General features: G+C 64.9%; 30 protein-coding genes and 1 tRNA gene. 12 read left to right on the top strand and 19 right to left on the bottom strand.

Annotation, left to right across the window (positions count from 1 at the left end; translation table 11 throughout):
• Window position 1: 1 nt before the first annotated feature.
• From QXZ94_RS25925 to rpmI, 4 genes are all read right to left on the bottom strand, one after another.
• Entirely contained in the window at window positions 2-565 is a 564-nt protein-coding gene (locus tag QXZ94_RS25925; protein ID WP_315723166.1) for a hypothetical protein, read from the bottom strand.
• Window positions 562-1644, bottom strand: coding sequence for a phenylalanine--tRNA ligase subunit alpha (gene pheS, locus QXZ94_RS25920; protein WP_315723164.1), 1083 nt, complete (start codon window positions 1642-1644; stop codon window positions 562-564). Before pheS ends, QXZ94_RS25925 begins: the two co-directional genes overlap by 4 nt.
• 143 nt (window positions 1645-1787) lie before the next feature.
• Window positions 1788-2147 (bottom strand): 50S ribosomal protein L20, encoded by a 360-nt coding sequence (rplT, locus tag QXZ94_RS25915; RefSeq protein ID WP_172113603.1) that lies wholly within the window; start codon window positions 2145-2147, stop codon window positions 1788-1790.
• Between the two features lie 77 nt (window positions 2148-2224).
• Window positions 2225-2425 carry a 50S ribosomal protein L35 gene (rpmI, locus tag QXZ94_RS25910; RefSeq protein ID WP_008539890.1) on the bottom strand — a complete coding sequence of 67 codons (201 nt, stop codon included), beginning with the start codon at window positions 2423-2425 and terminating at the stop codon, window positions 2225-2227.
• A gap of 262 nt (window positions 2426-2687) precedes the next feature.
• Between rpmI and QXZ94_RS25905 the strand changes: the two genes are divergently transcribed.
• Window positions 2688-3053: a hypothetical protein gene (locus tag QXZ94_RS25905; RefSeq protein ID WP_315723162.1), complete on the top strand. Its 366-nt coding sequence runs from the start codon at window positions 2688-2690 to the stop codon at window positions 3051-3053.
• A gap of 72 nt (window positions 3054-3125) precedes the next feature.
• Here QXZ94_RS25905 and infC read toward each other — a convergent pair whose 3' ends face one another.
• Window positions 3126-3665 (bottom strand): translation initiation factor IF-3, encoded by a 540-nt coding sequence (infC, locus tag QXZ94_RS25900; RefSeq protein ID WP_172113690.1) that lies wholly within the window; start codon window positions 3663-3665, stop codon window positions 3126-3128.
• A 323-nt stretch (window positions 3666-3988) separates the two neighbouring features.
• Here infC and QXZ94_RS25895 point away from each other — a divergent pair, with 323 nt between their 5' ends.
• On the top strand, window positions 3989-4774 hold the full coding sequence (locus tag QXZ94_RS25895; protein ID WP_315723160.1) for an alpha/beta hydrolase: 786 nt from the start codon (window positions 3989-3991) through the stop codon (window positions 4772-4774).
• 11 nt (window positions 4775-4785) lie between these two features.
• Here the strand turns inward: QXZ94_RS25895 and queG are convergent, their stop codons facing one another.
• Both queG and QXZ94_RS25885 read right to left on the bottom strand, forming a co-directional pair.
• On the bottom strand, window positions 4786-5964 hold the full coding sequence (queG, locus tag QXZ94_RS25890) for a tRNA epoxyqueuosine(34) reductase QueG (RefSeq protein WP_315726530.1): 1179 nt from the start codon (window positions 5962-5964) through the stop codon (window positions 4786-4788).
• Complete coding sequence (locus tag QXZ94_RS25885; protein ID WP_315723158.1) at window positions 5913-6605, bottom strand: glutathione S-transferase family protein; 693 nt, start codon at window positions 6603-6605, stop codon at window positions 5913-5915. The genes queG and QXZ94_RS25885 overlap by 52 nt, the downstream gene beginning before the upstream one ends.
• Before the next feature lie 357 nt (window positions 6606-6962).
• On the opposite strand from QXZ94_RS25885, the gene QXZ94_RS25880 reads away from it, so the two are divergent.
• The gene (locus QXZ94_RS25880; RefSeq protein WP_315723156.1) at window positions 6963-7769 is read left to right on the top strand and encodes an undecaprenyl-diphosphate phosphatase; all 807 of its coding nucleotides are present in this window, start codon (window positions 6963-6965) and stop codon (window positions 7767-7769) included.
• 158 nt (window positions 7770-7927) lie between these two features.
• Here the strand turns inward: QXZ94_RS25880 and QXZ94_RS25875 are convergent, their stop codons facing one another.
• The gene (locus QXZ94_RS25875; RefSeq protein ID WP_315723154.1) at window positions 7928-8896 is read right to left on the bottom strand and encodes a complex I NDUFA9 subunit family protein; all 969 of its coding nucleotides are present in this window, start codon (window positions 8894-8896) and stop codon (window positions 7928-7930) included.
• 225 nt (window positions 8897-9121) lie between these two features.
• Here QXZ94_RS25875 and QXZ94_RS25870 point away from each other — a divergent pair.
• Both QXZ94_RS25870 and QXZ94_RS25865 read left to right on the top strand, forming a co-directional pair.
• Window positions 9122-9208 (top strand) — tRNA-Leu (locus QXZ94_RS25870).
• Window positions 9209-10179: 971 nt separating this feature from the next.
• Complete coding sequence (locus QXZ94_RS25865) at window positions 10180-10476, top strand: hypothetical protein (RefSeq protein WP_315723152.1); 297 nt, start codon at window positions 10180-10182, stop codon at window positions 10474-10476.
• An 18-nt stretch (window positions 10477-10494) separates the two neighbouring features.
• Here the strand turns inward: QXZ94_RS25865 and QXZ94_RS25860 are convergent, their stop codons facing one another.
• Window positions 10495-10929: a hypothetical protein gene (locus QXZ94_RS25860; RefSeq protein WP_315723150.1), complete on the bottom strand. Its 435-nt coding sequence runs from the start codon at window positions 10927-10929 to the stop codon at window positions 10495-10497.
• 536 nt (window positions 10930-11465) lie between these two features.
• Window positions 11466-11699, bottom strand: coding sequence for a hypothetical protein (locus tag QXZ94_RS25855; protein WP_315723148.1), 234 nt, complete (start codon window positions 11697-11699; stop codon window positions 11466-11468).
• Between the two features lie 492 nt (window positions 11700-12191).
• Between QXZ94_RS25855 and QXZ94_RS25850 the strand changes: the two genes are divergently transcribed.
• Window positions 12192-13415, top strand: coding sequence for an IS4 family transposase (locus QXZ94_RS25850; RefSeq protein WP_315722016.1), 1224 nt, complete (start codon window positions 12192-12194; stop codon window positions 13413-13415).
• A 217-nt stretch (window positions 13416-13632) separates the two neighbouring features.
• On the opposite strand, the gene QXZ94_RS25845 is transcribed toward QXZ94_RS25850, so the two are convergent.
• From QXZ94_RS25845 to QXZ94_RS25805, 9 genes are all read right to left on the bottom strand, one after another.
• On the bottom strand, window positions 13633-14625 hold the full coding sequence (locus tag QXZ94_RS25845) for an NAD(P)-dependent oxidoreductase (protein ID WP_315726528.1): 993 nt from the start codon (window positions 14623-14625) through the stop codon (window positions 13633-13635).
• 130 nt (window positions 14626-14755) lie between these two features.
• Window positions 14756-15142: a hypothetical protein gene (locus QXZ94_RS25840; protein WP_315723146.1), complete on the bottom strand. Its 387-nt coding sequence runs from the start codon at window positions 15140-15142 to the stop codon at window positions 14756-14758.
• Window positions 15143-15345: 203 nt separating this feature from the next.
• Window positions 15346-15693 carry a hypothetical protein gene (locus QXZ94_RS25835; RefSeq protein ID WP_315723144.1) on the bottom strand — a complete coding sequence of 116 codons (348 nt, stop codon included), beginning with the start codon at window positions 15691-15693 and terminating at the stop codon, window positions 15346-15348.
• A gap of 8 nt (window positions 15694-15701) precedes the next feature.
• On the bottom strand, window positions 15702-16217 hold the full coding sequence (locus tag QXZ94_RS25830; RefSeq protein ID WP_315723142.1) for a hypothetical protein: 516 nt from the start codon (window positions 16215-16217) through the stop codon (window positions 15702-15704).
• Window positions 16218-16231: 14 nt separating this feature from the next.
• Entirely contained in the window at window positions 16232-16465 is a 234-nt protein-coding gene (locus QXZ94_RS25825) for a hypothetical protein (RefSeq protein WP_315723140.1), read from the bottom strand.
• Entirely contained in the window at window positions 16452-16886 is a 435-nt protein-coding gene (locus QXZ94_RS25820) for a hypothetical protein (protein WP_315723138.1), read from the bottom strand. The genes QXZ94_RS25825 and QXZ94_RS25820 overlap by 14 nt, the downstream gene beginning before the upstream one ends.
• Before the next feature lie 130 nt (window positions 16887-17016).
• Window positions 17017-18309, bottom strand: a complete 1293-nt coding sequence (locus tag QXZ94_RS25815; RefSeq protein ID WP_315723136.1) for a TRAP transporter large permease — start codon at window positions 18307-18309, stop codon at window positions 17017-17019.
• Window positions 18300-18845 (bottom strand): TRAP transporter small permease, encoded by a 546-nt coding sequence (locus QXZ94_RS25810; RefSeq protein WP_315723134.1) that lies wholly within the window; start codon window positions 18843-18845, stop codon window positions 18300-18302. Before QXZ94_RS25810 ends, QXZ94_RS25815 begins: the two co-directional genes overlap by 10 nt.
• Window positions 18846-18964: 119 nt before the next feature.
• Complete coding sequence (locus QXZ94_RS25805) at window positions 18965-19936, bottom strand: TRAP transporter substrate-binding protein (RefSeq protein WP_172113590.1); 972 nt, start codon at window positions 19934-19936, stop codon at window positions 18965-18967.
• Window positions 19937-20405: 469 nt separating this feature from the next.
• Here QXZ94_RS25805 and QXZ94_RS25800 point away from each other — a divergent pair, with 469 nt between their 5' ends.
• The 6 genes from QXZ94_RS25800 (at window position 20406) to hpf (ending at window position 26517) form a co-directional block, all read left to right on the top strand.
• A complete protein-coding gene (locus tag QXZ94_RS25800) occupies window positions 20406-21020 on the top strand; it encodes a ribonuclease D (protein ID WP_315723132.1) in 615 nt (204 codons plus the stop codon).
• A gap of 150 nt (window positions 21021-21170) precedes the next feature.
• Window positions 21171-21872, top strand: coding sequence for an LPS export ABC transporter periplasmic protein LptC (gene lptC, locus QXZ94_RS25795; protein ID WP_172113588.1), 702 nt, complete (start codon window positions 21171-21173; stop codon window positions 21870-21872).
• Between the two features lie 4 nt (window positions 21873-21876).
• Window positions 21877-22569 (top strand): LptA/OstA family protein, encoded by a 693-nt coding sequence (locus QXZ94_RS25790; RefSeq protein WP_315723129.1) that lies wholly within the window; start codon window positions 21877-21879, stop codon window positions 22567-22569.
• Between the two features lie 389 nt (window positions 22570-22958).
• Window positions 22959-23993, top strand: coding sequence for an LPS export ABC transporter ATP-binding protein (lptB, locus tag QXZ94_RS25785; protein ID WP_315723127.1), 1035 nt, complete (start codon window positions 22959-22961; stop codon window positions 23991-23993).
• A 211-nt stretch (window positions 23994-24204) separates the two neighbouring features.
• Window positions 24205-25842, top strand: a complete 1638-nt coding sequence (gene rpoN, locus QXZ94_RS25780) for an RNA polymerase factor sigma-54 (protein WP_172132553.1) — start codon at window positions 24205-24207, stop codon at window positions 25840-25842.
• Window positions 25843-25914: 72 nt separating this feature from the next.
• On the top strand, window positions 25915-26517 hold the full coding sequence (hpf, locus tag QXZ94_RS25775) for a ribosome hibernation-promoting factor, HPF/YfiA family (protein WP_315723125.1): 603 nt from the start codon (window positions 25915-25917) through the stop codon (window positions 26515-26517).
• The last annotated feature ends 41 nt before the right edge of the window (window positions 26518-26558 follow it).

The following is a 26558-nucleotide window of genomic DNA, read 5'->3' as shown; positions in this document are numbered from 1 at the left end:
ATTACTCGCCATCGATCAAGTTAGTTGTTATCGCATTTCCAGATGATTTGACGCGCTTGTAGCCCTTCTCGCCAGTTCCGGCTCCGGCCCAGTCGAGCGGTGTATTGTCGGGGACCACAAGAAAGTCGATTCTCGACTCAACTTTGCCGTCAGCAAAATCATCGACGCGCCGATAGTCGGTAATCTTGCCTTGCCGGTAAGATGGCTCGGTCTTCGAAGTGTGAAGTGCGAGCTTCGGCCCATAACGCAAGCTCTTTCTGAGGACATCTTCCCCAACAACCCACGACGTGCTCCAGAAAGTGCCGTCCGGGTTGAAAGTCACGCCGCGATCGTTTCGACAAACGAAATGATATTCGATCACCAAATCGCCAGTTTCGGCTTCTGCCGCATTTCGCGCGCGAGGGGGTCTAACCGGTTGGCGCTCCGCTATTTGAGCGTCGCACATCGCAACTAGCTCTATAGCTCCTTTGCGTTGGGCGTTATCTCGGATGATCTTCACCCTGGCGAGATCGAGAGCAGAGAGCTTCTCTGCGTTCCATGGATTTATGGGCACCCGTTCGCTCACGTGCTCAATCCCCCCGCCAGGGTCGGCACCTCCAGCGGCTTGAAGCCGTAATGCGACAGCCAGCGGACGTCGCCTTCGAACAGCTGACGCAGGTCGCTCATGCCGTATTTCAGCATCGCGATGCGGTCGATGCCCATGCCCCAGGCGAAGCCTTGATATTCGTCTGGATCGATGCCGCAGGCGCGCAAGACGTTCGGGTGCACCATGCCGCAGCCGAGAATCTCCAGCCAGTCCTCGCCCTCGCCGAAGCGGATCTCGCCCTTGTCGCGGCGGCACTGGATGTCGACCTCGAGCGACGGCTCGGTGAACGGGAAGAACGACGGCCGGAATTTCATGTTGATGTGGTCGACCTCGAAGAAGGCCTTGCAGAACTCGTGCAGGATCCATTTGAGGTGGCCGAGATGCGAGCCCTTGTCGATGACCAGGCCCTCGACCTGGTGGAATTGCGGCGTGTGGGTCGCGTCCGAATCGATGCGATAGGTGCGGCCCGGGCAGATCACGCGGATCGGCGGCTTCTGGCTCAGCATCGTCCGCACCTGCACCGGCGAGGTGTGGGTCCGCAGCAGCATGCGCGAGCCGTCCTCCTTCGGATTGAAGAAGAACGTGTCGTGCATCTCGCGTGCGGGGTGGCCTTCCGGGAAGTTCAGCTTGGTGAAGTTGTAGTCGTCGGTCTCGACATCAGGACCTTCCGCGATCGAGAAGCCCATGTCGGCGAAGATCGTGGTCAGCTCGTCCATCACCTGGCTGAGCGGATGGATGCGCCCCGTATCGGCCGGCGTGTCCTGCAGCGGCAGAGTGACGTCGATGGTCTCGGCCGCGAGCCTCGCGTCGAGCGCGGCGGCCTTGAGCACGTCGCGGCGCGCGGTCAGCGCCTGCGTGACCTTGTCCTTGGCGAGGTTGATGGCCGCGCCCTGCGTCTTGCGCTCGTCCGGCGACATCTTGCCGAGCGTGGCGAGCAGCGCCGAGATCGAGCCCTTCTTGCCGAGGGCTGCGACGCGCACCGCCTCCAGCGCGGCTTCATCGCCGGCGGCGGCGATCTGGTCGAGGATCGAGGTTTCGAGCGAGGCGAGGTCGGACACGGTCAAAATCTCCGCGGGACAAAGGCGGCTGGGTTGTCGCCGCGACGGCGACAGGGGTCAAGCGAAAGCAGTGATGGCACCGGACAGCAAAAAGCGGCCGAGAGCGTCGGCCGCTTTTGAAGTCCTCACGATGCGGAAGGCGATCAGGCGGCGAGCGCCGCCTTGGCCTTCACAACGATCGCCTCGAACGCGGCGGGCTCGTTGATCGCGAGATCCGACAGCACCTTGCGGTCGACGGTGATGCCGGACTTGGACAGGCCGTCGATAAATCGGCTGTAGGTCAGCTCGAACGGACGCACGGCTGCGTTCAGGCGCTGGATCCAGAGCGCGCGGAAGGTGCGCTTCTTGCGCTTGCGATCGCGGAACGCATACTGGCCGGCCTTCTCGACGGCCTGCTTGGCGGTGCGGATCGTATTCTTGCGGCGGCCGTAATAGCCTTTGGCGGCCTTGAAGACTTTCTTGTGCTTGGCGTGAGCGGTCACACCGCGTTTGACGCGAGACATGACGGAAATCCTTGGATTCAGAGATGACGATCAGCCGCGGCTTTGAGGCGGCCAGGGTTTCGGAAGCGAGAGGCCGGTCAGGCGTTCGGCAAGAAGTACTTCTTGACGTTGTCGCCGTCGGTCTTGAACAGCACGCGGGTGCCGCGCAGCTGCCGGATCTGCTTCTTCGTCCGCTTGATCATGCCGTGGCGCTTGCCGCGCTGGGCGTGCATCACTTTGCCGGTGGCAGTCACCTTGAAGCGCTTTTTGGCGCCGGATTTGGTCTTCAGCTTGGGCATTTGGCTCTCCTTCATGCCAACGGCAAGCCGCCCGCGAGAGCGGCGCCGTCCGGCGAAATTGCTCGTTAGAGCGTTGGTTGTGCTCAGGTTTCGGATCCAAACCAGGATCCACCCGCACAGGTCATCGCCACGGCAGCCCTTGATCAGCCGGGCGACGAAGGCCGCGCTTATGCCAGAGACAATGGCGCTTGGCAACGTCGAACCACGGAATCAGCTATTCCGACCCATGATCAGCTTCCATTAACCAAGCCGAGGTCCGCTCATGGTCCGCATCGTCCCCTCCACTGCCGCCGCCGTCCTGGCCGCGGCCGCAATCGTGTCGTCCGCTCCGGCTCGCGCCGCCGGCTTCGACGGTCCCTGGACCGTCCTGATCATCACCGAGGCCGGCAGTTGCGACCAGGGCTACAGCTTCCCGGTACAGATCAGCGGCGGGCGGGTGACCTCGGCGGGCTCCGCCAACATCACCGGCACGGTCGGCCGCGGCGGCGCCGTCACGGTGCGGGTCTCGCAGGGCGGCTCCTCGGCCAGCGGTAACGGGCGGCTGGGCGCGACCTCGGGCTTCGGCCGCTGGAGCGGAAAAGGCTCGGCCGGGACCTGCAGCGGGCGGTGGCAGGCGACGCGGTCCTGACCGGGCCGCTCCAAGAGAAAAGCCCGCCAATCGCGTGGCGGGCCCGGTTTGGCGCGTCGGTATCCCGTGGGGCTAGCGCGGGGCCAGTACCATGACGACCTGACGGCCCTCGAACCTGGCGTCCTGCTCGACCTTGGCGAACGCCGCCACGTCGGACTTCACCTTGTCGAGCAGCTTGGTGCCGATCTCCTGGTGCGCCATTTCGCGGCCGCGGTAGCGCAGGGTGATCTTGACCTTGTCGCCCTCTTCGAAGAAGCGCTGCATCGCCCGCATCTTCACGTCGTAGTCGTGGTCATCGATCATCGGACGGAGCTTGATCTCCTTGATCTCGACGACCTTCTGCTTCTTGCGGGCCTCGGCGGCCTTCTTCTGCGCCGAATATTTGTACTTCCCGTAGTCCATGATCTTGCAGACGGGAGGCGAATTGTTCGGCGAAATCTCGACCAGGTCCATGCCGGCCTCGGCCGCCATCTTGATCGCGACAACGGTCTCGACGACACCACGGTTGGTGCCTTCGGCGTCGATCAGCTGGATCTGCGCATTGCGAATCTCATCATTGGTGCGCGGCCCGTCTTTGACGGCAGCGGGCGGGGCTCGATTGGGGCGGCGAATGGGTAGTTCTCCAAGGTTGTGGAAGAAGGCGGCTAGTTTGAAGGAAGATGCCTTTGCGGGCAAGGTCGCGCGTGCTCGGTGCGTCGAAATTCCGCCCCGTCCTCGCGGCACTTGCGTCGCACGCGCAGTCAGCGTGACGGCTTATTCCCCCAAAAGGGACCAGCCGGCCAGGACGGGCGCTCACTGCGCGGGCCGAGCCTTGTGGTTCCGCCCGGGGACATAGAGTGCGCGCATCGCTTTCGCAAGCCGCACGGTATCCCCGCGACCCGATTGACGGAAACGGCCGGTTCGCCCACACAACGTCCGCCAGGGGGTAACGATCCATGAACCAAGCTATCGAATCGACCGATCTCCCTACCTTCATCGCTGTCGGCGCCGGTGAGCAGTCGCGCCAGATCGCGGTGCGGGCGCGCCCGGGGACGCCACCGGGGCTGTTCTGGCTTGGCGGCTTCAATTCCGACATGAAGGGCACCAAGGCGCTCGCGCTCGACGCCTGGGCGGCCGAGCGCGGCCGCGCCTGCGTCCGATTCGACTATTCCGGCCATGGCGAATCCGGCGGGCGCTTCGTCGACGGCACCATCGGCCGCTGGCTGGAGGAGAGCGTAGCCGTGTTCCGGCAGTTCTGTCGCGGGCCGCAGGTGGTGATCGGCTCGTCGATGGGGGGCTGGATGGCGCTGCTGCTCGCCCGCGAGTTGCTGAAGGCCCCGGGCGACGCGACGCTGGCCGGCCTGGTCCTGATCGCCCCGGCGCCCGACTTCACCGAGGAGCTGATGTGGAAGGGCTTCTCTCAGGAGATCCGGACCGAGATCGAGACCCATGGCGTCTGGATGCGCCCGTCCGAGTATGGCGAGCCCTATCCGATCACGCGGGCGCTGATCGAGGACGGCCGCAACCACCTGTTGCTCGGCAGCGCCATCAATGTCGGCTGCCCGGTGCGCATCCTGCAGGGTGCGCAGGACCCGGACGTGCCCTGGCAGCATGCCTTTGCGCTGACCCACCGCCTGCCGGCAGAGGATGTGGTGCTGACCATGATCCAGGATGGCGACCACCGGCTGTCGCGGCCGCAGGACATTGCGCGCATGCTGGCGGCCGTCGGCGAGATGGGCTGAGGCAACCGTCGTCAGCATCGCACTTGCCACTCCGCACGGACACTGTCGTCGGCCTCCGTTGCCAGTGCGCCGGTCGCACGTTGGGCAAATGAGGTCGGGTCGAGCAGCTGACCGAGCGCCCAGACAGCGGCGCCGCGAACCAGCGGATTCGGATCGGCGGTCAGCCGCTCGGCGGCCGGCAGCAGCGCCACGTCACCGGAGTTGCCGATCGCGATCAGGACGTTGCGCAGGAAGCGGTCGCGGCCGATGCGCTTAACCGGTGACTTCGTGAACAGCGCGCGAAACGCGGCGTCGTCGAGCGACGCCAGCTCGGCCAGATCAGGCGCCCGCAGCTGTTCGCGCGCGGCCAGCTTCGCCTCACGTCCTGCCTGGGCGAACTTGTTCCACGGGCAGGCGGCGAGGCAGTCGTCGCAGCCATAGATGCGGTTGCCCAGCGCTCGGCGGAACTCGCGCGGGATCGGCCCCCTGTTCTCGATGGTCAGATACGAGATGCAGCGCCGCGCATCGAGGCTGTAGGGCGCCGGGAACGCCGCCGTCGGGCAGCTGTCGAGGCAGGCCCGGCATGAGCCGCAATGATCCTTCTCCGCCGCGTCGGCCGGCAACTCCAGCGTGGTGTAGATCGCGCCCAGGAACAGCCACGAGCCGAAGCCTGATGACACCAGGTTGGTGTGCTTGCCCTGCCAGCCGAGCCCCGCTGCTTCCGCCAGCGGCTTCTCCATCACGGCGGCGGTGTCGACGAACACCTTCACGTCGCAGCCGGCCTGCGCGACCAGCCAGCGCGCCAAGGTCTTGAGGTTCTTCTTGATGACGTCGTGATAGTCGTCGCCGCGGGCATAGACCGAGATCGCGGCGCGGCTGCGCTGGGCGAGGATCGCACGCGGGTCCTCGTCCGGACCGTAATTGACGCCCAGCATGATCACCGAGCGAACCTCGCGCCACAGCGTCCTCGGATCGGTGCGGCGCGCGGGCTCTCGCGCCAGCCAGTCCATGTCGCCGTGCTGGCCCGATGCGAGGAAGCGCTCGAAGGCGGCGGTGCGCTCGGGGCTCACGACCGGCGCGGTGATGCCGACGCAATCGAAGCCGAGCTTAAGCGCCTCGGCCGCCAGCGCCGCCCTCAGGGCGTCTGGCGCGGCGCCGCTCAGAAGTCGAGATCCACGTAGGTCCGCGACGCCGGCACGCCGGCCAGCCAGTCGGACAGCAGCGGCCGGAACGAGGGCCGCGACTTCACCCGCGCGTACCATGCCTTCGCGGCGTCGTCCTCGATCCATGGCACGTCGCCGAGATAATCGATCGCGGAGAGATGCGCGGCGGCGGCGAGGTCGGCATAGGTCAGGCGGTCGCCGGCCAGGAAATTGCGCCGTTGCGCCAGCCAGCCGATATAGGCGAGGTGATAGCGCACATTGGTCTTGGCGGCGCGAATCACGTCGGTCGACGGCGGTCCGCCGCCGTCCTCCTCGTTCATGAAACGCTTGTAGATGCGCTCGGTGACGAGCAGGTTCGAAGCCTCCTCGAAGAACTTGGTGTTGAACCAGTCCATCAGCCGGCGCACCTCGATGCGCTCGGCCGGCGAGGTCGGCATCAGCCGGCGGTCGCCCGCATCCGGCCCGCAGGTCTCATCCATGAACTCGGCGATCACGCCAACGCCGGGCACCGCCGGCATGCCGTCGACCGAGAGCACCGGCGTCGTGCCGGCCGGATTGAGCACGAGAAACGCCTCGCGGCGCTCCCAGGCGCGTTCCTCCACCAGGCGCAGGTCGAGCCCGTACTCGCCGAGCACCAGCCGGACGAAACGCGAATGCGGACAGAAGGGATGGTGGTAGAGCGTGTACATGGAGCCTTTCGACGATTCCGCGGTGACTGGCGCTTAACGAACAATCAAGCATCGGTTCGCACCGAGTCCTGGTCCCGATACCGGCGCACGGCGGCTTTGCGAATCGGACCATTAGCGCATGGTCGGCGAAAGTGTAAGCAGTAGGGCGACGGGCCGGCATGCGGGAAACGGCGTGTCCGGGACCGCGAATCACCCCGCCGGATCCGCGTTCCGGCGTCACCTCTTGCTGATTCGTAACGCCGACGGCGCGCCGGTTCATTCATCCGATGTGGCCGCTCGCAGCGCTTTTTGCAATTGCGGGCGGCAGCCGAATAGGCGAGAAGGGCGGCGTTTTGCCGGCAATCATGGATCGGATCAATGATGTCAGATACGCTGCGGGCGGTGCTTCTCGGCATCATCGAGGGCGTCACCGAGTTTCTTCCCGTGTCCTCGACCGGCCATCTCCTGCTCGCGGAACGCTTCTTCGGGCTCGGCGATGAAGGCTTCTGGAAGAGCTTTGCGATCCTGATCCAGCTCGGCGCCATCCTTGCCATCGTCGCGCTGTACTTCTTCAAGCTGTCCCGCGTCGCCATCGGCGCGCTGACGAACCCTGACGACCGCCGCTTCATCATCGGCGTGCTGATCGCGTTCCTGCCCGCCGTCATCGTCGGCCTGATCGCCGGCAAATACATCAAGGCGCTGCTGTTCGATCCCTGGGTCGTGTGCTTCTCGCTGATCGTTGGCGGCGCCATCCTGCTGTGGGTCGATCAGATCGATCTCAAGCCGCGGGAGCACGACGCCACGCGCTATCCGCTGATGATGTATCTGTGGATCGGCGTCGCGCAGTGCATGGCGATGATCCCCGGCGTGTCGCGCTCCGGCGCCACCATCGTGGCGGCGATGCTGCTCGGCGGCGACAAGCGCTCGGCCGCGGAGTTCTCCTTCTTCCTGGCGATCCCGACCATGGTCGGCGCCTTCGTCTACGACTTCTACAAGAGCCGCGCCGAGATGACGTCGGATCACCTCGGCCTCATCGCGATCGGCTTCGTCGTCTCCTTCATCACCGCGATGATCGTGGTGAAGGCCTTCCTCGGCTATGTCACCCGCCACGGCTTCGTGCTGTTCGCCTGGTGGCGCGTCATCGTCGGCACGCTGGGCCTGATCGCGCTGGCGCTGGGGAAGTAGTCTCGCCGCTCTATCCGCTCGTCATTGCGAGCGAAGCGAAGCAATCCAGGGCTACGCCGCGCGGCTCTGGATTGCTTCGTCGCGGAGCCTGTCATCGGGCCGCGCTTTGCGCGGACCCGTTGGCTCCTCGCAATGACGGCGGTTAACAGCTGTGCCCCTCACGCATTCTTGCGCTGAAACTGCCCCGCCGGGCGGAAGCGCCAGAGATATTGCGGGCCGACGGCCTCCAGCGAATCCGGCGTGATGCCGAGGCCCTGCAACGTGAGCCCCGCCGCCTTCGCAGCCTCCGACACGACGTTGTCATGGCGCAGCAGCTCGACCTGGTCCGGCGTCAGCTTCAGCGGGCCCGGCGCGAACTGCAGGAACGCGGCCTGCAGCTTCGCCAGACCGAACGGCAGCGGCAGCAGCATGCGGTCGCGGTCGGTGATCTCCAGGATGATCTTGATGATCTCGCGGAAGCTCAGCACCTCCGGCCCGCCCAGCTCATAGGTCGCCCCTGGCTGCGCCTTGCCGTCCACGGCGTCGGCCACGGCATTCGCGACATCGCCGACATAGACCGGCTGCATCCTGGTCTCGCCGCCGCCGACCAGCGGCAGGAACGGCGCGATGCGGGCGAGGCCCGCGAAGCGGTTGGTGAACTGGTCCTCGGGGCCGAACACGACCGAGGGGCGCATGATCACGGCCTCCGGCACCGCGGCCAGCGCGGCGGCTTCGCCGGCCGCCTTGGCGCGCGCGTAAGAGGAAGTCGATTCAGCGTCCGCGCCGATCGCCGAGACGTGCACCAGCCGGGCGCCCGCGGCGGCCGCGGCCTTGGCGACGGTGGCGGCGCCCTCGGCCTGCACGGCGTCGAAGGTCTGCGCGCCGCTTTCGGTCAGGATGCCGACGAGGTTGATCGCGACATGGCTGTCGCGCAGCGCCGCCGCGACCGAGTCGGGATAGCGCAGATTGGCCTGCACGGTGTGGATCTGGCCGACGCGGCCGAGCGGCTGCAGATGGCCGGCGAGCTCCGGCCGGCGCACCGCGACGCGGATGCGGTAGTCGCGCTTGGCCAGCGCCCGGACGACGTTGCGGCCGACGAAGCCGGAGCCGCCGAACACGGTGACGAGGGTGTCCAGATTCGATGCCATTGGGATCATTCCTGGGATAGCCGGGCGGTCGATCCGCCCCGGACGAGAAGCCTGTCAGCGGCGATTCGCACCCCGCGGCCCGCCATCTTGCGCCGTTGTATAGCCCATCGCCCGCACCGCGGAAAAGGGAGCCGTGTTTTTGCGCCTGGCGTGAGAAAAATTGTCATCTTGGGCTCCGAGCGGTTTGACAAGCCGCCGTTCGATCCGTACACACCGCCTCCACATGCCCAGGTGGCGGAATTGGTAGACGCGCTGGCTTCAGGTGCCAGTGGCTTAACGGCCGTGAAGGTTCGAGTCCTTTCCTGGGCACCACGCTTCGCTCTTCGAGCTCCGCGTGGCGCCGCCGAGCTGAGGCTCGGCTTCTAGAATTTCCCCTGACATCCCGAAGATGCTGACGGCGCATGATATGTCGCTCATGCGAGCAGGCATTGTCGCGCATTGCGGCTGACGCTTTGAGCTCGGTTTCGATTTTGGGATGTCGGGGCGGCCGCGAGCTCCCACCCTCCCCTGGAGGGGGAGGGTCGATCGCCCGCGAAGCGGGCGAGCGGGGTGGGGTGATCTCTCCACGCACGCCAGCGCCAGAGGAGAGATCACCCCACCCCGCCTCACGTTTCGCTTCGCTCTCCGTGAGGCGACCCTCCCCCTCCAGGGGAGGGTGGGCACCGCCTTCGTGTTGAATGATCACCATGACCGCCGTGGTCTTTCTCGTTCAGGCAAGATCTGTCAGCCTCGCGACGCATCCGCGCCCGAGCTGTGCTGATGGTCTCGCCCTCGAAATTCTGAGGGCGCAGGGAGAGCCGGGTGCCGACTGCACCCATGGCCCGCCAGCGAGAAAAAATGCTGGCGGCAGGAACCACAGGTACGCGCCGGATCATCCGGCCCTCCCTGCGCAACGGTTTTAACGGCTGCTTCGCGTTCTCCCTGGTGCGCCGGGCTTGTTGGCCACCATCCTCACGCGAAGCGAAGGCCTCGACATGAGTTGATATCAGCATCGGGATATCAGGACCACGCGACTTGACCGTGCGTGCATCGCCGTTCGTCCGCGCGATTAGCTCACGCTGCAACGACACACGCCCATCGCATCCCACTGCCAACGTCTCGTGACGGTCGCGACACGCCCCTCATGCGGCAGCAGGGACGCGCGGAAATGTGCAGCTGATTTGCCCGACGGTGCAAGCCCAGATGTTGCGACAGACTGGCACGACGGGCAGTTTGGAGATGGCTGCTATGCGGACTAAAAGCAATGCCAGGATGAGGGAGCGTTTAGTTCGTCGTGAGGGCCCATGAGCACCAGGATCATCTGTGATGCGATCGCGACGCGAGCACTATTGGCCTTCGTCTATCAAGGCAGACGCCATCTCGTAGAACCTCACTCCCTCGGTTACGAGCTGAGAGACGAGCAGACCAATGGGCCCTTGCTGCTTCGCGCCTGGTGCGATGGCGGCTGGAGCGACTTTCAGGTCAAGTTCATGAACCGGCTGCAACTCGCGGACGAGATGTTTGTCGATGCCAGACCGGGGCATCGGTCGATGGCTGTCGTGCTATGTGACGTCTATGGAAAGCGCAGGTTGGCCGATTAGCAGGAGTTCTGCTCTCGGCTAGCTGAGCGTCAACACAAGCGACGCTACGCCCAGCACCGCAATAGGTACGCCCATCGTGTGGCATACAAATATGTTCGTCTCCATCTGTCTCTCGGCATAGAACACGAATTCTCGCAGCCGTGGTCTTCCACGAAACGCCCAGATCGCCCCCAAGAGGACGTAGAAGGTCAGGAATGGAAGACCGAAGATGACGCCACACAGCCATTCGTTGCGCCAGGGCGCGTTCGCGCTCCCCGTCGCGAGAGCCAGCAGCGGCAGGAGAAAACCAAGCAAGAAGGCGCCTCCTGCACCGCGATAAAGCCATTTGTTCCGCTGCCGGATGGCATCAAAGGGAACGTGAGCCAACTCGTGTTCCTCCTGCGGTGGAAACACCTTCGACATGCTCTTCGCGAGAAGGCCACCGATCAAGCCGCTCAACACGTCATCGAGCATATCTTGCGCTTCCTTGTGATCCTCGCGCGCCGCGCATGAGCCTCCCGCGTCGTGCAGCCTTTAGCCCCCTTGCGTGAAGTTCAGCGCGGCACTGCGACCCGGCTCCGGCTGGGACTGATCATACGGCATGCGGAGCGCGTCATCCTTCAAATTGACGCCGCGGTTAATGCCGGGTTGTTGCTTCTCGGCAGCCGCCCGCCGGCGGCCATGCGCGCGCACCCAGCTCCTATCGATGCGTTGCGCAACGCCGCAGCTCCCGGATCATCAGTAACGACGGCCGCCAACCAGGGGAGGTGACGGAGGCGGCTTTGCGCATACCGGAATCTGCTAGAGTATGCTTCGTCTTCGCTTCCATCACGAAGACTCGTTCGGCGGCATAGTGCGGGTACATCGTAGGCCTTGGTCTCAGCAGTTGCTGATGCCAGAAGCCGGACAAGATCCTTGATCATCTCAGGTGGGAATTGGGCGCGCATCTCGCATGGGCCGTTCTAGTTTTTCTACCATCTAAGTTGTCAGTAGCTTGTCTTTCTATGGAATCAGTTGTGCAGCAAGCGGGCGGCCCAACCGAACCAGCTGAGTTTAGCGGCCCAAAGGGGGCTGCTTAGAACGATGGCTGATGCCAATCCCATCACGCGGACGGGCCGTGTGATCATATATGCAAGCAGCAACGTCAGCAGCGCGCCCCGATTGGCGCCATAGTTACGCTTAAGATCGCCGCTGCACTTAGCGATCTCGACCAGGGCTGAATACTTCGCATTGTTTTCCGACAACTCGACCTCCTGTCTCTGCCGGCGATGCGACGCACGATGGCGAGTTGCCTCCGAGCCGCAACGCACCCAGGTCTGAGAGATCGAGCTTGCGGAAATGTCTCGGGGATCATTGTGTAAATTATCTGTGTTATTACAACACTTTAGGTCTTTCATGTAAGGCGGGCGCTGGTTGTGTACGGGATTGTCGAAGAAGATGTCCCGCGAGGATCAACCGCCTGTGTCCTCCCCGCGAGGCGGCTAGGGTTTCTACACGTCTTGCGCGACAGATTGACTCGGGTTGTCATGATGTTGCGCCGTCTATGCCTGTTGTATGATTCTGTATCCGACGCTTTGATTTGAAGGAGCGTTGGAGATGCAGCGAGAGCCGGATTTGTCATTGGGCGAGTTTGGCGACGTGCGCCTCGATAAAAGGGGGCGGCGTTCGTCCAGGCTATGCTTTGTGCGCGCAGCGTCTGCCTGCGCCAGATGGCGCGGGGTGACTGGGCCGCGTACATGGCGTACTGGCGGTTCGTGAACAATCCGCAAGTCACGATCGATCGGCTGATTGAGGGCTGGAGCAGGCAGACGGCGGCCGTCGTCGGTGGACGGCATGTGCTGGCGATCCAGGACACCAGCGAGGTCAAGTTCCAAACGCAGCGGGGACGCCGGCGCGGACTGGGCAAGGTCGGCAAAGGCAATGCCCGCGGTGTGCTGCTGCATGCCATGATGGCGGTTGATGCCGACAGCGGAGCTTGCCTCGGTCTCACCGGTGGCGAGGTGTGGACGCGCCGGGGCAAGGTTAAGGTCCCTCACGACCAGCGGGAGTTGGCCAACAAGGAATCGGCGCGCTGGGTAACGACGGCCGAGCAGGGCTGCGAGGTTCTTGCTGCAGCGCGCATGATCACCGTTGTCAATGATCGCGAAGGGGAGTTCTTTGCGCATTGGGCGTTGACGCCTGGCGACAACGTCCACCTGCTGACGCGAGCCATGCACGATCATGCGCTGGCTGACGGCAGCACGCTCTATCAAGCCGTAGAGCGAGCGCGCTTCTGCGACAAGGCGGTGATCGACCTTCCGCAGCGCATGGATCGCCGCGCTCGCCAAGCCCATCTCTCGCTGCGCTTCGGAACCGTCGAGCTCAAACGGCCCGCGCGACCCGGCATGAAGGGGCTGCCTGAGTCCGTGAAGATCGGCTTCGCGGAAGTCGTCGAGCTGCATCCTCCGAAGGGCGCCGAGCCCGTTCATTGGCTGCTCTTGACCACTCATTCGATCGCCAAGGCGGCCGATGCCTGGCAGATCGTCTCCTGGTACAAGCTGCGCTGGATCATCGAACAGCTCTTTCGCTCGCTGAAGAGCCAGGGTCTGGGTATCGAGGACAGCCAGCTCGAAAGCGCCCAGGCCCTGATCAAGCTGGTGGCGATCGCTACCAAAGCGGCGTGTATCGTCATTCAGCTCGTTCAGGCCCGCAACGGTGGTCAACAACTGCCGATCAAATGCGCCTTCACACCCGAAGAAATCGAAGTGCTGGCCGCCATCAACAAAACCATGAAAGGCAGGACCAAGCTTCAGGAGAACCCGCATCGACCCAACACCCTCGAGTGGGCGGCATGGATTATCGCAAAGCTTGGGGGATGGACCGGCTACGCCTCGCACCGGCCTCCCGGGCCAATCACCTTTCACAACGGAATGACCCGCTTCCAAATCCTCGTTGCCGGCAAAGCCCTCCAAATCGTGTAGAAACCCTAGCGCGAGGCGGGGGACCCATACCGTGTCATATCCGCAAGGGGCAGGCCGCCCGTTCCGCTTGTCTCATCGAAGCCGGCAAAAGGGAGCCCTGGATCGGCTCCAGCGATGCGGCGAGGCTTCGGGCTTATAGACGCAAGAGGATGCCCCTATCAGCTCGCCGTCACAGACGCTCTCCGCGGTCGAGAGCGGCCAACGAAGGCTCGATGAGTCACTCCTTGCGCGACGCCGCGATCACGCGCGCCAGCACCGGCCAATACAGATCGCCATACCCCGCCGCGATCGCCTCTCCGAGCCGTCGCTCGGCGAGCTCCGCGCCCGGCAGATCGATCTGCACGGACTTGGCGAGATCGAGGGCGTAGCCGATGTCCTTGCGCGCATATTCGGTCGAGAACGCGCGCTCGGGAAATGTGTCGGGCAGCATCGCCTTCATGCCGTGGTTGCGTAGCGCGAAGCTGTCGGCCGAGCCTTTGGCCAGGGTCTCGAACAGCAGCGTGGGATCGAGGCCGGCGCGCTTGGCGGTCTCCAGCGCTTCGCCGAGCGCCACCACGGTCTGCATCAGCACCATGTTGTTGAGGATCTTCACGACCTGGCCGGCGCCGACGCCGCCGCAATGGGTGATGTCGGTGGCGAACATCGCGATCAGCGGTCGCACTCTTTCAAACGTCGCCGAATCGGCCCCCACCATCACGCTCAAGGTGCCGTCCTCGGCCGCCTGCCGGGTGCGGGCGATCGGTGCATCGGCGTAGGCGGCGCCCTTGGCCGCGAAACGCGCCGCGAGCTCGCGGGTGGCCTGCACCGGCGAGGTGCCGAGGTCCACAATGGTGTGACGCGCCTCGGCGTGACGGAGCAGGCCGTCGTCGCCGTCGCACACGGCCTGGACATGCTTGCCGCTCGGCAACGCCATGAAGATCAATTCCGCCTCGCGCGCCAGCTCCGCGAGCGATGTGGCCCTGACGACGCCGACCGCGGCGAGTCGCTGCAGCGGTGCATCCGCGCGATCAAAGCCGAGCACCGTGGCGCCGGACTTGAGAGCGAGATTGCGGCACATCGGCTCGCCCATGACGCCCAAACCGATGAATCCGATTGCGCCCATTGCAAGTTCCTCTTCATTGGGCCCTGACCATCTCGACGATGGTCGCCAGCGCTGCCGGTTGGCGGAGGCACGCTCGGAATAGTCGTCTGAATATTCGCCGGTGTCGATCGCGCAAACGACCTGCCGGTGATGTCGGCGATGCGGATGGATCGAGAGCAGGGCGCCGCGCGCCGGACCGTGACCCGAACCGACGCGGGTGGCAAACCCATGAATCTGCCGCGATCAGGGCAACGGCCGACTACTCGGTCTCCGCCTCGCCGCTGACGCCCAGCCGGCGCAGCATCACCGTCAGCGCGATCGCCGGCAGCATGATCCACAGCGTGACATCATCCGGCTGGCGCAGCGCGCCCAGCGTGGCGTGACGGGCGAGGAAGCGTCCGAGGGCGGTGCGGCGCGAGGTCACGCTGCGCAGCACCAGCGGGACGCCAAAGACAAAGGCCAGGATGACGACCGTCATCGCCAGCGGCCAGCCGCCGGGAAACCGGTCGACGCCGCGGGCCGTGAAGCCAACCAGCAGCAGCACACCGACCAGCGTCACCACGCCGCCGCACAGGCCGGAGGCGACACGGATGAGCAGGTCGTCCTGCATCAGCTCGCGGTCGACCTGTTCCAGCAACGGCTTCATGACGGGCTCCTCGTCGCCGGCGTCCCGGACACCTCGCCCGCTCCGGCCTGCCTTCTTCATTTGTGTCCGTCGTTGCAAGGCGGTTCGACGCAGCGGACCCATGGCGCCATCCACTGCTGGCGCGGCATGCCGTCCCGACGGGCGGCCCATCGATGGTGCCGAACGTCAATTGTCACATGTGCAATAGATCGAAATCTCGATGCCTATGCCGGCCTGACCGGCGACCGCTGCCAGGCGGCAGGGACCTTCAAGGAGGTCGCCGCCAGCGACGACGGAAAGGGCACGGCGATGTCGAGGACCGGCGATTTAATGCGGCCGTCGGCGTTCAGGCGTCGCAAGGCGTCTCCCGCCGATTGCAGGCAATCGAGTGCCGCGGCCCATGCATCGGGTTCATCCGCGATGTCGATCTGGGCGTAGGCCGAGGTGCCATCCCCGGATGGCTCGTAGCGGCTGAGCCGGCCTCTCAACGCCGCCTCCAACTCGTCGCGCGACAGCGTGGTGCTGGGGATGCGGATCACGATGCACAGAGGTCGCCGGCCAGCCATGGTCACCCCTGTCTTCATGATCGTTCGGCGCGTTGCCAGCCGTCGATCGCGATCAGCTGTCTGACGAGCGCGCCGCCGCCGAAGCCGCGATAGATCTCCAGCCGGTCGTCATGAGAGAGGACGAGTAGCTGGCGTCCAGGCGTCGCGGTCAACACCGCATCCCAGCCGAGATCGAGCGCGAAGCCGATCAGTTCGGACAGCAGCGCCGCTTCGCCTGCCTCGAACCGGTGACCCGGCGCGTCGTACAGCCGGCGGGTCTCGCCATGCGCGGTCCGCCATCGCCGGTAATCGCGCCATCGCTCGTCATGGGCGTCGTGCTCGCCGTAGCCGTCGCCGCTCAGACTGAACAGGAACAGCAGCGTCGCCTCGGACATGGCTCCGGCCGCGTGCGCGATCGCATTTGCAGCTGCGGAATAGTCGCGCCTGCCGCTCTTGTAGTAGAGAATGGATTTGGGCTCGCCGTGGGAGGCGACCTCTCGCCCGAGCCTCTGCTCTAGCGCACGCGTCTCGGCGCGTGGCAAAAATTTCATGGCGCTCGTCCCAACTAAACCTCTCGGTGACGCCGGACCAGGATCATGCCGGCCTCCGGTTCGTCATAATGTGTCAGGCCCTGCCGGTCCCAAACGATCATGACACCCCGTTGCAGATAGGCCCAGGCCTGTTCCGGATAGTCGTCGGAGTACTCGCTGGTGTCGATCGAGCAGACGACCCTGCCGCTCATGCCGGCGACGCTCACCTCGTCGCCGAGTCTCGCGATCTGACCGTCAGGGTAGTGCATCTCGGGCGTTCTTCCGTTCGGGGCCATCTTCGTCGCCGATCTGACAGGGATACACGGTGATGCCGACGTCCGCACCCAGCCCGGCGATCCGGAGCAGGAGATCGGCGGGGATCGTCACGTCGAGCGCGGGGAAGTCGCGGCCGCCTTCGAAGCCATAGGAGAACGTGCGCGACGTGCAGCTGTCCCACAGCGCCTTTGCGGGCTCGGGCAGCGCTTCGATCACGGTCAGGAACTGCTCCGTGCATGCGGTCGGATGCCGGGATCCTGCATCGTTGATCTCCAGCACCAGCAAAAATTGTTGCTCGTGTTCCTGATGATGCAGAACGTAGATGCTCTGGTCCAGATGCGTGATCAGCGGTGTGAGGTCGGCGCGCGACGTCAGCACGAGATCGAGATTCAAGAAGTGTGACAGTGCGGCCATGCTCGTTCACCCGTATTGCTACCGACGACAGATGTCGAGTGCTTGGCAGGCAGTGGCGGCAAGTCGAGAACGAACGCAGCAGGGGATGCGCCCGAGGTTCGCCGGCCGAAGCCGGCGAACCTCGGCACAGCTACCCCTTATACCCCATCAGCAGCCGCGGCAGCCACAGCGAGAAGCCGGGAACGTAGGTCACGAACATCAGTGCTGCGATCAGCGCGCCGTAGAACGGCAGGATGGTGCGCATGACGGCGCCGACCGAGATGCCGCCGATGGCGCAGCCGACGAACTGGGTGGTGCCGACCGGCGGGGTGTTGAGGCCGAGCGCGCAGTTGATCAGCATCAGCATGCCGAACTGCACGGGGTCCATGCCCGCCTTCATCGCGATCGGCAGGAAGATGGGGGTGCAGATCAGGATCGTCGCCGCCATGTCCATGAAGGTGCCGAGCAGGAACAGGATGACGTTGATCAGCAGGAAGATGACCCAGGGCTGCGACGAGACCTTGTTCATCAGGTCGCCGGCGAAATCGGCGACTTCGTAAAGTCCCATCAGGTACTGGAACATGGTGGAGACGCCGATCAGCAGCAGCACCACGCCGGTGGTCTTCACCGCCTTGGCGGCGGCCCGGAGGAAGTTCTGCAGGGTCATGGTGCGGTAGATGAAGAAGGTCAGCAGGATCGTGTAGATGACCGCGACGGCGGCGGACTCGGTCGCTGTGAACACCCCGGACAGGATGCCCGCCAGGATGATGCCGACGATCAGCAGGCCGGGCAGCGCCGCGGCCAACGAGCGGGCCACCTCCGACCAGCCGGGAAACTTGCCGGCGGGATAGCCGCGCTTCACGGCGACGGCGTAGGCCGCGACCAGCATGCAGACCATCAGCACCAGCGCGGGCAGGAGGCCCGCCGCGATCAGCGCGCCGATCGAGACCTTGCCGCCGGCGGCGAGCGCATAGATGATCATGTTGTGGCTGGTCGGCATCAGCGCGCCAACGAGGGAGGCGTGGGTGGTGACATTGACGGCGTAGTCGGTGTCGAACCCTTCCTTCTTCATCATCGGGATCATCACCGCACCCATCGCCGAGACGTCGGCGACCGGCGAGCCGGAGACGCCGCCGAACAAGGTGCAGGCGACGACGTTGGACATGCCGAGCCCGCCGCGGATGTGCCCCACGAGGTTCTTGGCGAGCTGCACGATCTTGTCGGCGACGCCGCCATGCAGCATCAGCTCGCCGCTGAACACGAAGAACGGGATGGCGAGGAACGAGAAGATGTTCATCCCCGACATCATCTGCTGGAAGATGACGGCGACCGGCAGGCCTTCGTAGAGAATGGTGCAGATGGCGGAGAGGCCGATCGCGAACGCCACGGGGACGCCGAGGATCAGGAAGCCGAAGAAGGTGGCGCCGAGAATGATCAGTTCCATGACGGGACGACCTCTTCACCGCGCAGCAGGGCGATGATGTGCTCGATGGAGAAGGAGACGATCAGCAGTCCGGACACGACCAGCGGGATGTAGCGGACGAGCTCGGGCAGGCCGAGATTGGCGATCTTCACGGTGCCGACGGAGGCGCCGAGGATCCAGCCATTATAGGCCATGGCGATGCCGAACAGGGCGACCAGCACGTGGATCACCAGCTCGATCTTCTCGCGCGTCGAGTCCGGCAGCATCACGAGAAGGCTGTCCATGCCGATATGGCCGGCGTCGCGGACGCCGACGGCGGCGCCGATCAGGGTGACATAGAGGATCAGGACGAGTGCCAGATTCTCGGTCCAGGTCGGGCTGGAGTTCAGAACGTAGCGGCCGAACACCTGGTAGAAGACGATGGTGACGATGACCAGCAGGCCCGCGACGGACAGATACATGCCGAGCCGCGCGATGATCGCGTTGATCCGCGACAGCGGACCGCGCGACGGCCGTCCTTCCCCGTGCTCGTGGTCTCCGACATGTGGGTCCGTCATTCCCCGTCCCTCCCCTGGCTTTGCTCCGGCGCCGCCTGATGGCGACGCCGGACGTCTGTTTGTTGTTCTTGGTCGATGTCGTTAACGTCGCGACTTTGACGTCGAGACGTCGAGGTCGCTTACTTCGTGTCCTGGATGCGCTTGACGAGGCTCGAGAGCTTCTCGTCGCCGGCGAACTTCTGGTAGACCGGCTTCATCGCGTCGACGAATTCCTGCTTGTTGGCGACCGTCACGACCTGGACGCCGGCGGCTTCGACGATCTTGCGGGAAGCCTGCTCGCGCTCGTCCCACAGCTTGCGCATGACCGGCACGGATTCCTTCGCGGCCTTGCGGACCATCGCCTGGTCTTCCTTGCTCAGCGTGTCCCAGACCTTCTTCGACATCACGAGGACTTCGGGCGCCAGCGAGTGCTCGGTGATGTTGTAGTACTTGGCGGCCTCGAAATGGCGCGAGGATTCGTAGGACGGCCAGTTGTTCTCGGCGGCGTCGACGAGGCCAGTCTTGAGCGCGGTGTAGACCTCGCCATATGGCATCGGGGTCGGGTTGGCGCCGAGGCTCTGGATCATGCCGACCCAGAGGTCGGACTGCTGGACGCGGATCTTCAGGCCCTTGAGGTCGGCGAGCGACTTGACCGGCGCCTTGACCGTGTAGATCGAGCGCGCGCCGCTGTCGTAATAGGCGAGGCCGATCAGGCCGGCGGGCTCCATGGCGGCGAGGATCTCGTCGCCGATCGGGCCGTCCAGCACGTTGCGCATGTGCTGCGTATCGCGGAACACGAAGGGCAGGCACAGCGCCACGGTCTCGGGCACGAAATTGTTGAGCGGCGAGGAGTTGATGCGCATCATGTCGAGCGCGCCGATCTTGAGCTGCTCGATCGTGTCCTTCTCGGAGCCCAGCGCCCCGTTCGGAAACACCTTGACGCCGAGCTTGCCGCCGCTCGCCGCCGCGAGCTGCTTGCCCATGAACTTGACGGCTTCGACGGTCGGATAGTCGGCGGGATGCACGTCGGCGGAGCGGAAATCGCGGGCGCTCGCCAAGGGCGATGAGACCGCCAGCACGGCGGCCGCAATGATCCCTGTCAGTGTCTTCATCTCGGTTTCCTCCTCATGTGATTGTGCCGTCGTTGGGCAGGTGCTGTCGGCCGCCTTGGGTCGCTCCACTCCAGATCCGAAGTCAAGCGCCATCGTCGTGCCTAGGGGGGCCGGCATTTTCTGTCCAAGCCAAAGGCAGCATCGATCAATGCAAGACTTGCATCGATCGACGGGCGGCGTTCTTGCTGCGATGCAAACGGGCGGATGAGCCCGCTCTTGCGGGAGGTGATCGTCCCGCAGCACAACCGCCGAGACGCGGCCGGCTGGTCTCCGACGGCGGTCTTCGACCTCTGCTCCGGCCCTTGCGTCGGGGCGGCCGGGCTGGCATTCCCTCGGCAGATCCCGGGCCGGCGCCCGCGCGTTTGCAGGTTGGTTACCGGCGCCGGGCTACAGCCGGCTCCTGAGCGCTTCCTGCGGCGTCGCTTCGGCCCGCCGCGTCCGACACGATTCGACCGAGGTTTTGACATCCATGACCGTCCGCCTGCACCGTGGCGACCTGCCCGATCTGTCCCGCTATACGACCTCGGTCGCGATCGACACCGAGACGATGGGGCTCAATCCGCACCGCGACCGGCTCTGCGTGGTGCAGCTGTCGCCCGGCGACGGCTCGGCCGACGTGGTGCAGATCCCCAAGGGGCACACCGACGCGCCGAACCTGAAGGCGCTGCTCGGCAATCCCGACATCACGAAACTCTTCCACTTCGCGCGCTTCGACGTGGCGACGCTGTATCATACCTTCGGCGTGATGCCGCAGCCGGTGTATTGCACCAAGATCGCCTCGCGGCTGGCGCGCACCTATACCGACCGCCACGGCCTCAAGGATCTGGTGCGCGAGCTGCTCAATGTCGATCTGTCGAAGCAGCAGCAGTCGAGCGACTGGGGCGCCGATACATTGAGCGAGCCGCAGCTCGCCTACGCCGCCTCCGACGTGCTGCATCTGCATGCGCTGCGCGAGAAGCTGGACGTGATGCTGGCGCGGGAAGGGCGGCTGGCGCTGGCCCAGGCCTGTTTCGCGTTCCTGCCGCACCGGGCGACGCTCGATCTCGGCGGTTTCGAGGCCGAGGACATCTTCGCGCATTCCTGAGGCCCTTGCCCCGTTCACGATCATTAATCTCTCTTAATGATCGAGAGGGGCCCTGCGTCGCGATTTCGCGCCAGTTCCAGGCTGCAATGGCGGGCATGGCCATGGTAGAATGCTCGCTGTTGCGCGCGTCTTGTGCCCGTCGGAGCCCTGGTGAACTCGGTCCATAACCCCGCCTATGACCCCACTCTGCAGGCGCGCTTCGCCGTCGCGGCGCGCCACAGCCGCCTCGTGCGCGCGATGCGAATCGCGGTGCCGGCGGCGGTGGGCGTGGCGATGACCGTCATTCTCTACGTCGCCTTGTTCAACGATTTCCGCGTCACCGTCGATACCGGCAATCTCTCCGGCAACGTGGTGATCTCCGGCCGCAAGATCACGATGGAGACGCCGCATCTGACCGGCTTCACGCCGGACCAGCGGCCCTACGACCTCGTCGCCAAGAGCGCGGTGCAGGACCTCACCGACCCCGATCACGTCGAGCTCAACATCCTCCGCGCCAAGGTGCTCATGGAGGACCAGTCGACGGTGACCTTGAAGGCCAACACCGGCGTGTTCGATACCAAGCAGCAACAGCTCGAGCTGAAGAAGGACATCCTGCTGACGACGTCGACCGGCTATGAGGCGCGGCTGAGCCGCGCCTCGGTCGACATGGCCAAGGGCACCGTGAGCTCGGACGAGCGCGTCGACGTCAAGCTCACCAATGGCACGCTGTCGGCGGACCGGCTGCGCATCACCGAGAATGGCGAGGTGATCCGCTTCGAAGGCAATGTGGTGATGAACCTCGAGAACATGACTCCGCCGCCGGCCACGACGGCGAGCGCCGATCCTGGCCGTACGGCCCGCAACGTGAAGTGATCCCATGACGACGTGCCGTTTGATTCCCGCAGCGTTGCGCGGTGCCGGCGTCGCCGCGCTGGTGCTGATCGCGCTCGCCGATTCGCTGCAGGCGCAGAGCGCCACCACCGGCGTGCCGAACGCGCTGCAGGGGTTCTCGCAGAACCGCGACCAGCCGATCCAGATCGAGGCGGCTTCGCTGGAGATGCGCGACAAGAAGAAGGAGGCGACCTTCACCGGCAACGTCAAGGTCGTGCAGGGCGACACCACCATGACCTCGAAGTCGCTGGTGGTGTTCTATGACGGCGGTGCCCAGGCGGGCGGCGCCAAGTCGACGAAGGCCACGCCGGCTGCGACGCCGGGTCCGGACGGCAGCTCGGCGATCCGCCGGCTGGAGGCGCGCGGCGACGTCAAGGTGACGCAGAAGGACCAGGTCGTGACCGGCGAGACCGCAGTCTACGACACCAAGACCAACATGATCACGATGCAGGGCGGCGTGGTGCTGACCCAATGCAAGAACGTGATGCGCGGCGACCGTCTCACGGTCGACATGACGACCGGCGTGTCGCGGGTCGAATCCGACAGCGGCAGGGGCGTGCAGGTGCTGCTGCCGAATGCGGGCTCAGGCTCGGGCACCGGCGGCGGATGCGGTCCGTCGACAGCCTCGGGCGCCGGGTCTGCCCCGCCGCTCCAGCTCGGTCCAGGCAAACCCAAGTGATCTTAAAGCCAAGTGATCACAAACTGAGTGATCTCAATTATTTAACGGAACGCTCGCGGCTGCAGTTGAACCCTGCCGCAAGCGCCTCTATTTAGCGGTCGGCGGATTCTGTTGCAGGACGGTACAGTTGGCGTATCTCAACGCCGCTGCCTGGACCGCGGCGGGTGATGCCGGACACGATTGCGATCTTGCGAGCGGTCGCCTGCTCTCGCGACCGCGACTTCGCCGTCAAACGATGAACTCCGGAGCGCGGGCGTTGCTCGCGCTTTGGCCGGCCTCGCGGCTCCTGTGATCCGCGAGTGAGGTGACATGCGTTCGCTCGCGGTGAGCGGGCGAGCCAGCGCTGCGGCCGGTGACGGGCAGCCTCGAAGGGCGTAAGCGAAGCAGGGATGGTGGATCTACTGGGCATGTTTCGTGGGCGTCCCGCCAAGCGCGGCCAGCGTGGCTCGGCGCGGCGGCGCGACGACATCACGGCCATGGATGATCCGTTCAATCCGTCGCAGGTCGACGATCCCCTGGCTGTGCTCGCCGACTCCGTCCGCAATGAGTCCGCTCGCGGCGAGCCGCAGCCCGCGATGCGCATCAATCCGCGCTCGCCGCAGAATACCGAGCAGATCCAGCGCAAGCGTCCGGCCTCGCAGCCGATGCCCGCCAAGCCGCGCAGCAACGGTGCGGGCGGCGGTGTGCAGCTGTTGCGCCGTCCCGGCTTCCTCGCGGTGCATTCGATCGAGAAGAGTTTTGGCAGCCGTCAGGTCGTGCGCGGCGTCTCGATCTATGTCCGGCGCGGCGAGGCCGTCGGCCTGCTCGGCCCGAACGGCGCCGGCAAGACCACCGTGTTCTACATGATCACCGGGCTGATCAAGGCCGATCGCGGCGCCATCGAGCTCGACGGTCACGACGTCACGCGGCTGCCGATGTACCAGCGTGCGCGACTCGGCATCGGCTATCTGCCGCAGGAAGCCTCGATCTTCCGCGGCCTCACCGTGGAGCAGAACATCCGCGCCGTCCTCGAGGTGGTGGAGCCGTCACGCAAGAAGCGCGAGCGCGAGCTCGATGCGCTGCTGGAAGAATTCACCATCACGCGCTTGCGCAAATCACCGTCGATCGCTTTGTCCGGCGGCGAGCGCCGCCGTGTCGAGATCGCGCGCGCGCTGGCGACGCGCCCGAACTACATGCTGCTCGACGAGCCTTTCGCCGGCATCGATCCGATCGCGGTCGGCGACATTCAGCAGCTGGTGCGCCATCTCACCAATCGCGGCATCGGCGTCTTGATCACCGACCACAATGTCCGCGAGACGCTGGGGCTCACCGACCGCGCCTACATCGTCTATGCCGGGCAGATTCTCACCGAAGGCAGCCCCGAGGAGATCGTCGCCGATCCCGACGTGCGCAGGCTCTACCTGGGCGAGGAGTTCAGGCTGTAGGATACCGGACGCGCTGTTTGTCGGCTTTGTCGCCCCTGCGACAGGCGAGGAAAATACTGCGCTTAACGCTGTTTCGAAGGGATTTGCGAGGACCGGTAACCTCGTCCTCTCGCCGCGCCATACTCCGTTTTTCTTATTCGTCAAGCCGTGTACATCGCGCGCAGATTAGGATAAGCAAGAATTGGACCAGTAAGGGAATGTTCTTGCTCCCATGGCGTTGACGCAGAGACTAGAATTCCGCCAGTCGCAGTCGCTGGTGATGACGCCCCAGCTGATGCAGGCGATCAAGCTGCTGCAGCTGTCCAATCTCGACCTCTCCACGTTCGTCGAAGAGGAGCTGGAGCGTAACCCGCTGCTGGAGCGCGCGAGCGACGGTCCCGAGGCGCCGGTCGCCGGCGAGCAGCAGATGTCCGAGCGCGGCGAGTTCTCCGAGGGCGGCGAAGGCGGCGGCGAAGATTTCGCCGAGGGTGGCGGCAGCGGCGGCGAAAGTTACGAGAGCGCGCCCGAGGACTGGATGAGCCGCGATCTCGGCACCCGTACGGAGATCGAACAAACGCTCGATTCCGGGCTCGAAAACGTGTTTTCCGAGGAGCCTGCGGAAGCGGCGGCACGCACCGCGCAGGACGCCGCGCCCACGACCTATACCGAATGGGGCGGCGGCGCTTCCGGTGACGAGGACTACAATCTCGAAGCCTTCGTGGCGGCGGAAACGACGCTGTCCGATCATCTCGCCGAGCAGGCCGCGGTGGCGTTCGTCTCGCCGGCCGACCGCATGATCGGCCAGTATCTGATCGATCTCGTCGATGAGGCGGGCTATCTGCCGGCCGATCTCGGCCAGGCCGCCGATCGTCTCGGTGCCGAGCAGGCCGATGTCGATGCCGTGCTTGGCGTGTTGCAGACCTTCGATCCGCCCGGCATCTGCGCACGCAACTTAAGCGAATGCCTCGCGATCCAGCTGCGCGAGCTCGATCGCTACGATCCGGCGATGCAGGCGCTGGTCGAGCATCTCGACCTGCTGGCGAAGCGCGACTTTGCCGCCTTGCGCAAGCTGTGCGGCGTCGATGACGAGGACCTCGTCGACATGATCGGCGAGATCCGACGGCTCGACCCGAAGCCGGGTCTCAAATTCGGCACGACGCGCACGCAGACCATGGTGCCCGACGTCTATGTGCGCCCCGGTCCCGATGGTGGCTGGCTGGTCGAGCTCAACAGCGACACGCTGCCGCGCGTCCTGGTGAATCAGGTGTATTACTCCGAGCTGTCGAAGACGATCCGCAAGGACGGCGACAAGTCCTACTTCACCGATTGCCTGCAGAATGCGACGTGGCTGGTGCGTGCACTCGATCAGCGCGCGCGCACGATCCTGAAAGTGGCGACCGAGATCGTACGCCAGCAGGACGGCTTCTTCACGCACGGCGTCGCGCATCTGCGGCCCTTGAACCTCAAGGCCGTCGCGGATGCGATCCAGATGCACGAATCGACGGTGTCGCGTGTCACCGCCAACAAATACATGGCGACCAATCGCGGCACTTTCGAGCTGAAGTATTTCTTCACGGCCTCGATTGCGTCGGCCGATGGCGGCGAAGCGCATTCGGCGGAAGCGGTGCGCCACCACATCAAGCAGCTGATCGATGCGGAAGATCCCTCCGCAATTCTCTCGGATGACACGATCGTCGAGAAGCTGCGCGCCGCGGGCATCGATATTGCGCGCCGCACGGTCGCGAAATACCGGGAGGCGATGCGAATCCCGTCCTCGGTGCAGCGCCGCCGCGACAAGCAGAGCATGCTGGCCCATGCCCTGTCGTCGCCGGCCAGCGCCGATCGCACCCGGGATACCGCGTCAGTTTGACCGCAGCTCAAGATTGCGCCTTAACCAAATAGGCTTAGTGTCATACTCGGTTCACATGAATCGAGGCGACACATGACCCTGCGGATTTCCGGAAAGAGCATCAGCGTCAGCGAAGCGCTGCGTGGGCGCGTCAGCGAGCGCACCGACGAGGTGCTGCGCAAATATTTCGACGGCAACTATTCCGGTCACGTCACGCTCTCCAAGGATGGTTTCGGGTTCAGGACCGATTGCGCACTGCACCTTGATTCGGGCATCACGCTCGAGGCCGAATCCAACGCGCCGGACGCCTATGCTAGCGCCGACCAGGCGCTCTTGATGATCGAGAAGCGGCTGCGCCGCTACAAGAGCCGGCTGAAGGACCGCTCGGCACGCAAATCCCATGCAGCCAGCGCGGCTCTGGCCAGTCTGGATGGCGCGGTGCTCGATGCGCCGAGCTACGTGATCGAGGCGCCGGCCGAGGGCGACGAGGAGATCACCGGCTACAGTCCCGTGATCATCGCCGAGAACACCACCGCGCTGAAACGGCTGTCGGTGTCGGAAGCGGTCATGGAGCTCGATCTTTCGGGCGCGCCCTGCATGGTTTTTCAGCATGGCTCCAGCGGCCGGGTGAACATCATCTACCGCCGCGCCGACGGCAACATCGGCTGGGTCGATCCTCCCGCCGTGAAGCCGTAGACGTACGGACGCGGTCCGAAGGCCGCGCGGCAAGGGGAAAA

The organism is Bradyrhizobium sp. SZCCHNS2022 (assembly GCF_032377575.1).
GTDB classification, from domain to species: domain Bacteria; phylum Pseudomonadota; class Alphaproteobacteria; order Rhizobiales; family Xanthobacteraceae; genus Bradyrhizobium; species Bradyrhizobium aeschynomenes.
This window is presented reverse-complemented; position numbering and strand designations above follow the sequence as displayed.

Bases quoted from the DNA above. Each gene is read 5' to 3' on its own strand.
- rplT (WP_172113603.1), bottom strand. From the start codon at position 2,147: ATGTCTCGCGTCAAACGCGGTGTGACCGCTCACGCCAAGCACAAGAAA.
- rpmI (WP_008539890.1), bottom strand. From the start codon at position 2,425: ATGCCCAAGCTGAAGACCAAATCCGGCGCCAAAAAGCGCTTCAAGGTG.
- QXZ94_RS25905 (WP_315723162.1), top strand. From the start codon at position 2,688: ATGGTCCGCATCGTCCCCTCCACTGCCGCCGCCGTCCTGGCCGCGGCC.
- QXZ94_RS25895 (WP_315723160.1), top strand. From the start codon at position 3,989: ATGAACCAAGCTATCGAATCGACCGATCTCCCTACCTTCATCGCTGTC.
- QXZ94_RS25885 (WP_315723158.1), bottom strand. From the start codon at position 6,605: ATGTACACGCTCTACCACCATCCCTTCTGTCCGCATTCGCGTTTCGTC.
- QXZ94_RS25880 (WP_315723156.1), top strand. From the start codon at position 6,963: ATGATGTCAGATACGCTGCGGGCGGTGCTTCTCGGCATCATCGAGGGC.
- QXZ94_RS25875 (WP_315723154.1), bottom strand. From the start codon at position 8,896: ATGGCATCGAATCTGGACACCCTCGTCACCGTGTTCGGCGGCTCCGGC.
- QXZ94_RS25865 (WP_315723152.1), top strand. From the start codon at position 10,180: ATGAGCACCAGGATCATCTGTGATGCGATCGCGACGCGAGCACTATTG.
- QXZ94_RS25860 (WP_315723150.1), bottom strand. From the start codon at position 10,929: ATGCTCGATGACGTGTTGAGCGGCTTGATCGGTGGCCTTCTCGCGAAG.
- QXZ94_RS25850 (WP_315722016.1), top strand. From the start codon at position 12,192: ATGGCGTACTGGCGGTTCGTGAACAATCCGCAAGTCACGATCGATCGG.
- QXZ94_RS25840 (WP_315723146.1), bottom strand. From the start codon at position 15,142: ATGAAGCCGTTGCTGGAACAGGTCGACCGCGAGCTGATGCAGGACGAC.
- QXZ94_RS25830 (WP_315723142.1), bottom strand. From the start codon at position 16,217: ATGAAATTTTTGCCACGCGCCGAGACGCGTGCGCTAGAGCAGAGGCTC.
- QXZ94_RS25825 (WP_315723140.1), bottom strand. From the start codon at position 16,465: ATGCACTACCCTGACGGTCAGATCGCGAGACTCGGCGACGAGGTGAGC.
- QXZ94_RS25820 (WP_315723138.1), bottom strand. From the start codon at position 16,886: ATGGCCGCACTGTCACACTTCTTGAATCTCGATCTCGTGCTGACGTCG.
- QXZ94_RS25815 (WP_315723136.1), bottom strand. From the start codon at position 18,309: ATGGAACTGATCATTCTCGGCGCCACCTTCTTCGGCTTCCTGATCCTC.
- QXZ94_RS25810 (WP_315723134.1), bottom strand. From the start codon at position 18,845: ATGACGGACCCACATGTCGGAGACCACGAGCACGGGGAAGGACGGCCG.
- QXZ94_RS25805 (WP_172113590.1), bottom strand. From the start codon at position 19,936: ATGAAGACACTGACAGGGATCATTGCGGCCGCCGTGCTGGCGGTCTCA.
- QXZ94_RS25800 (WP_315723132.1), top strand. From the start codon at position 20,406: ATGACCGTCCGCCTGCACCGTGGCGACCTGCCCGATCTGTCCCGCTAT.
- QXZ94_RS25790 (WP_315723129.1), top strand. From the start codon at position 21,877: ATGACGACGTGCCGTTTGATTCCCGCAGCGTTGCGCGGTGCCGGCGTC.
- lptB (WP_315723127.1), top strand. From the start codon at position 22,959: ATGGTGGATCTACTGGGCATGTTTCGTGGGCGTCCCGCCAAGCGCGGC.
- rpoN (WP_172132553.1), top strand. From the start codon at position 24,205: ATGGCGTTGACGCAGAGACTAGAATTCCGCCAGTCGCAGTCGCTGGTG.
- hpf (WP_315723125.1), top strand. From the start codon at position 25,915: ATGACCCTGCGGATTTCCGGAAAGAGCATCAGCGTCAGCGAAGCGCTG.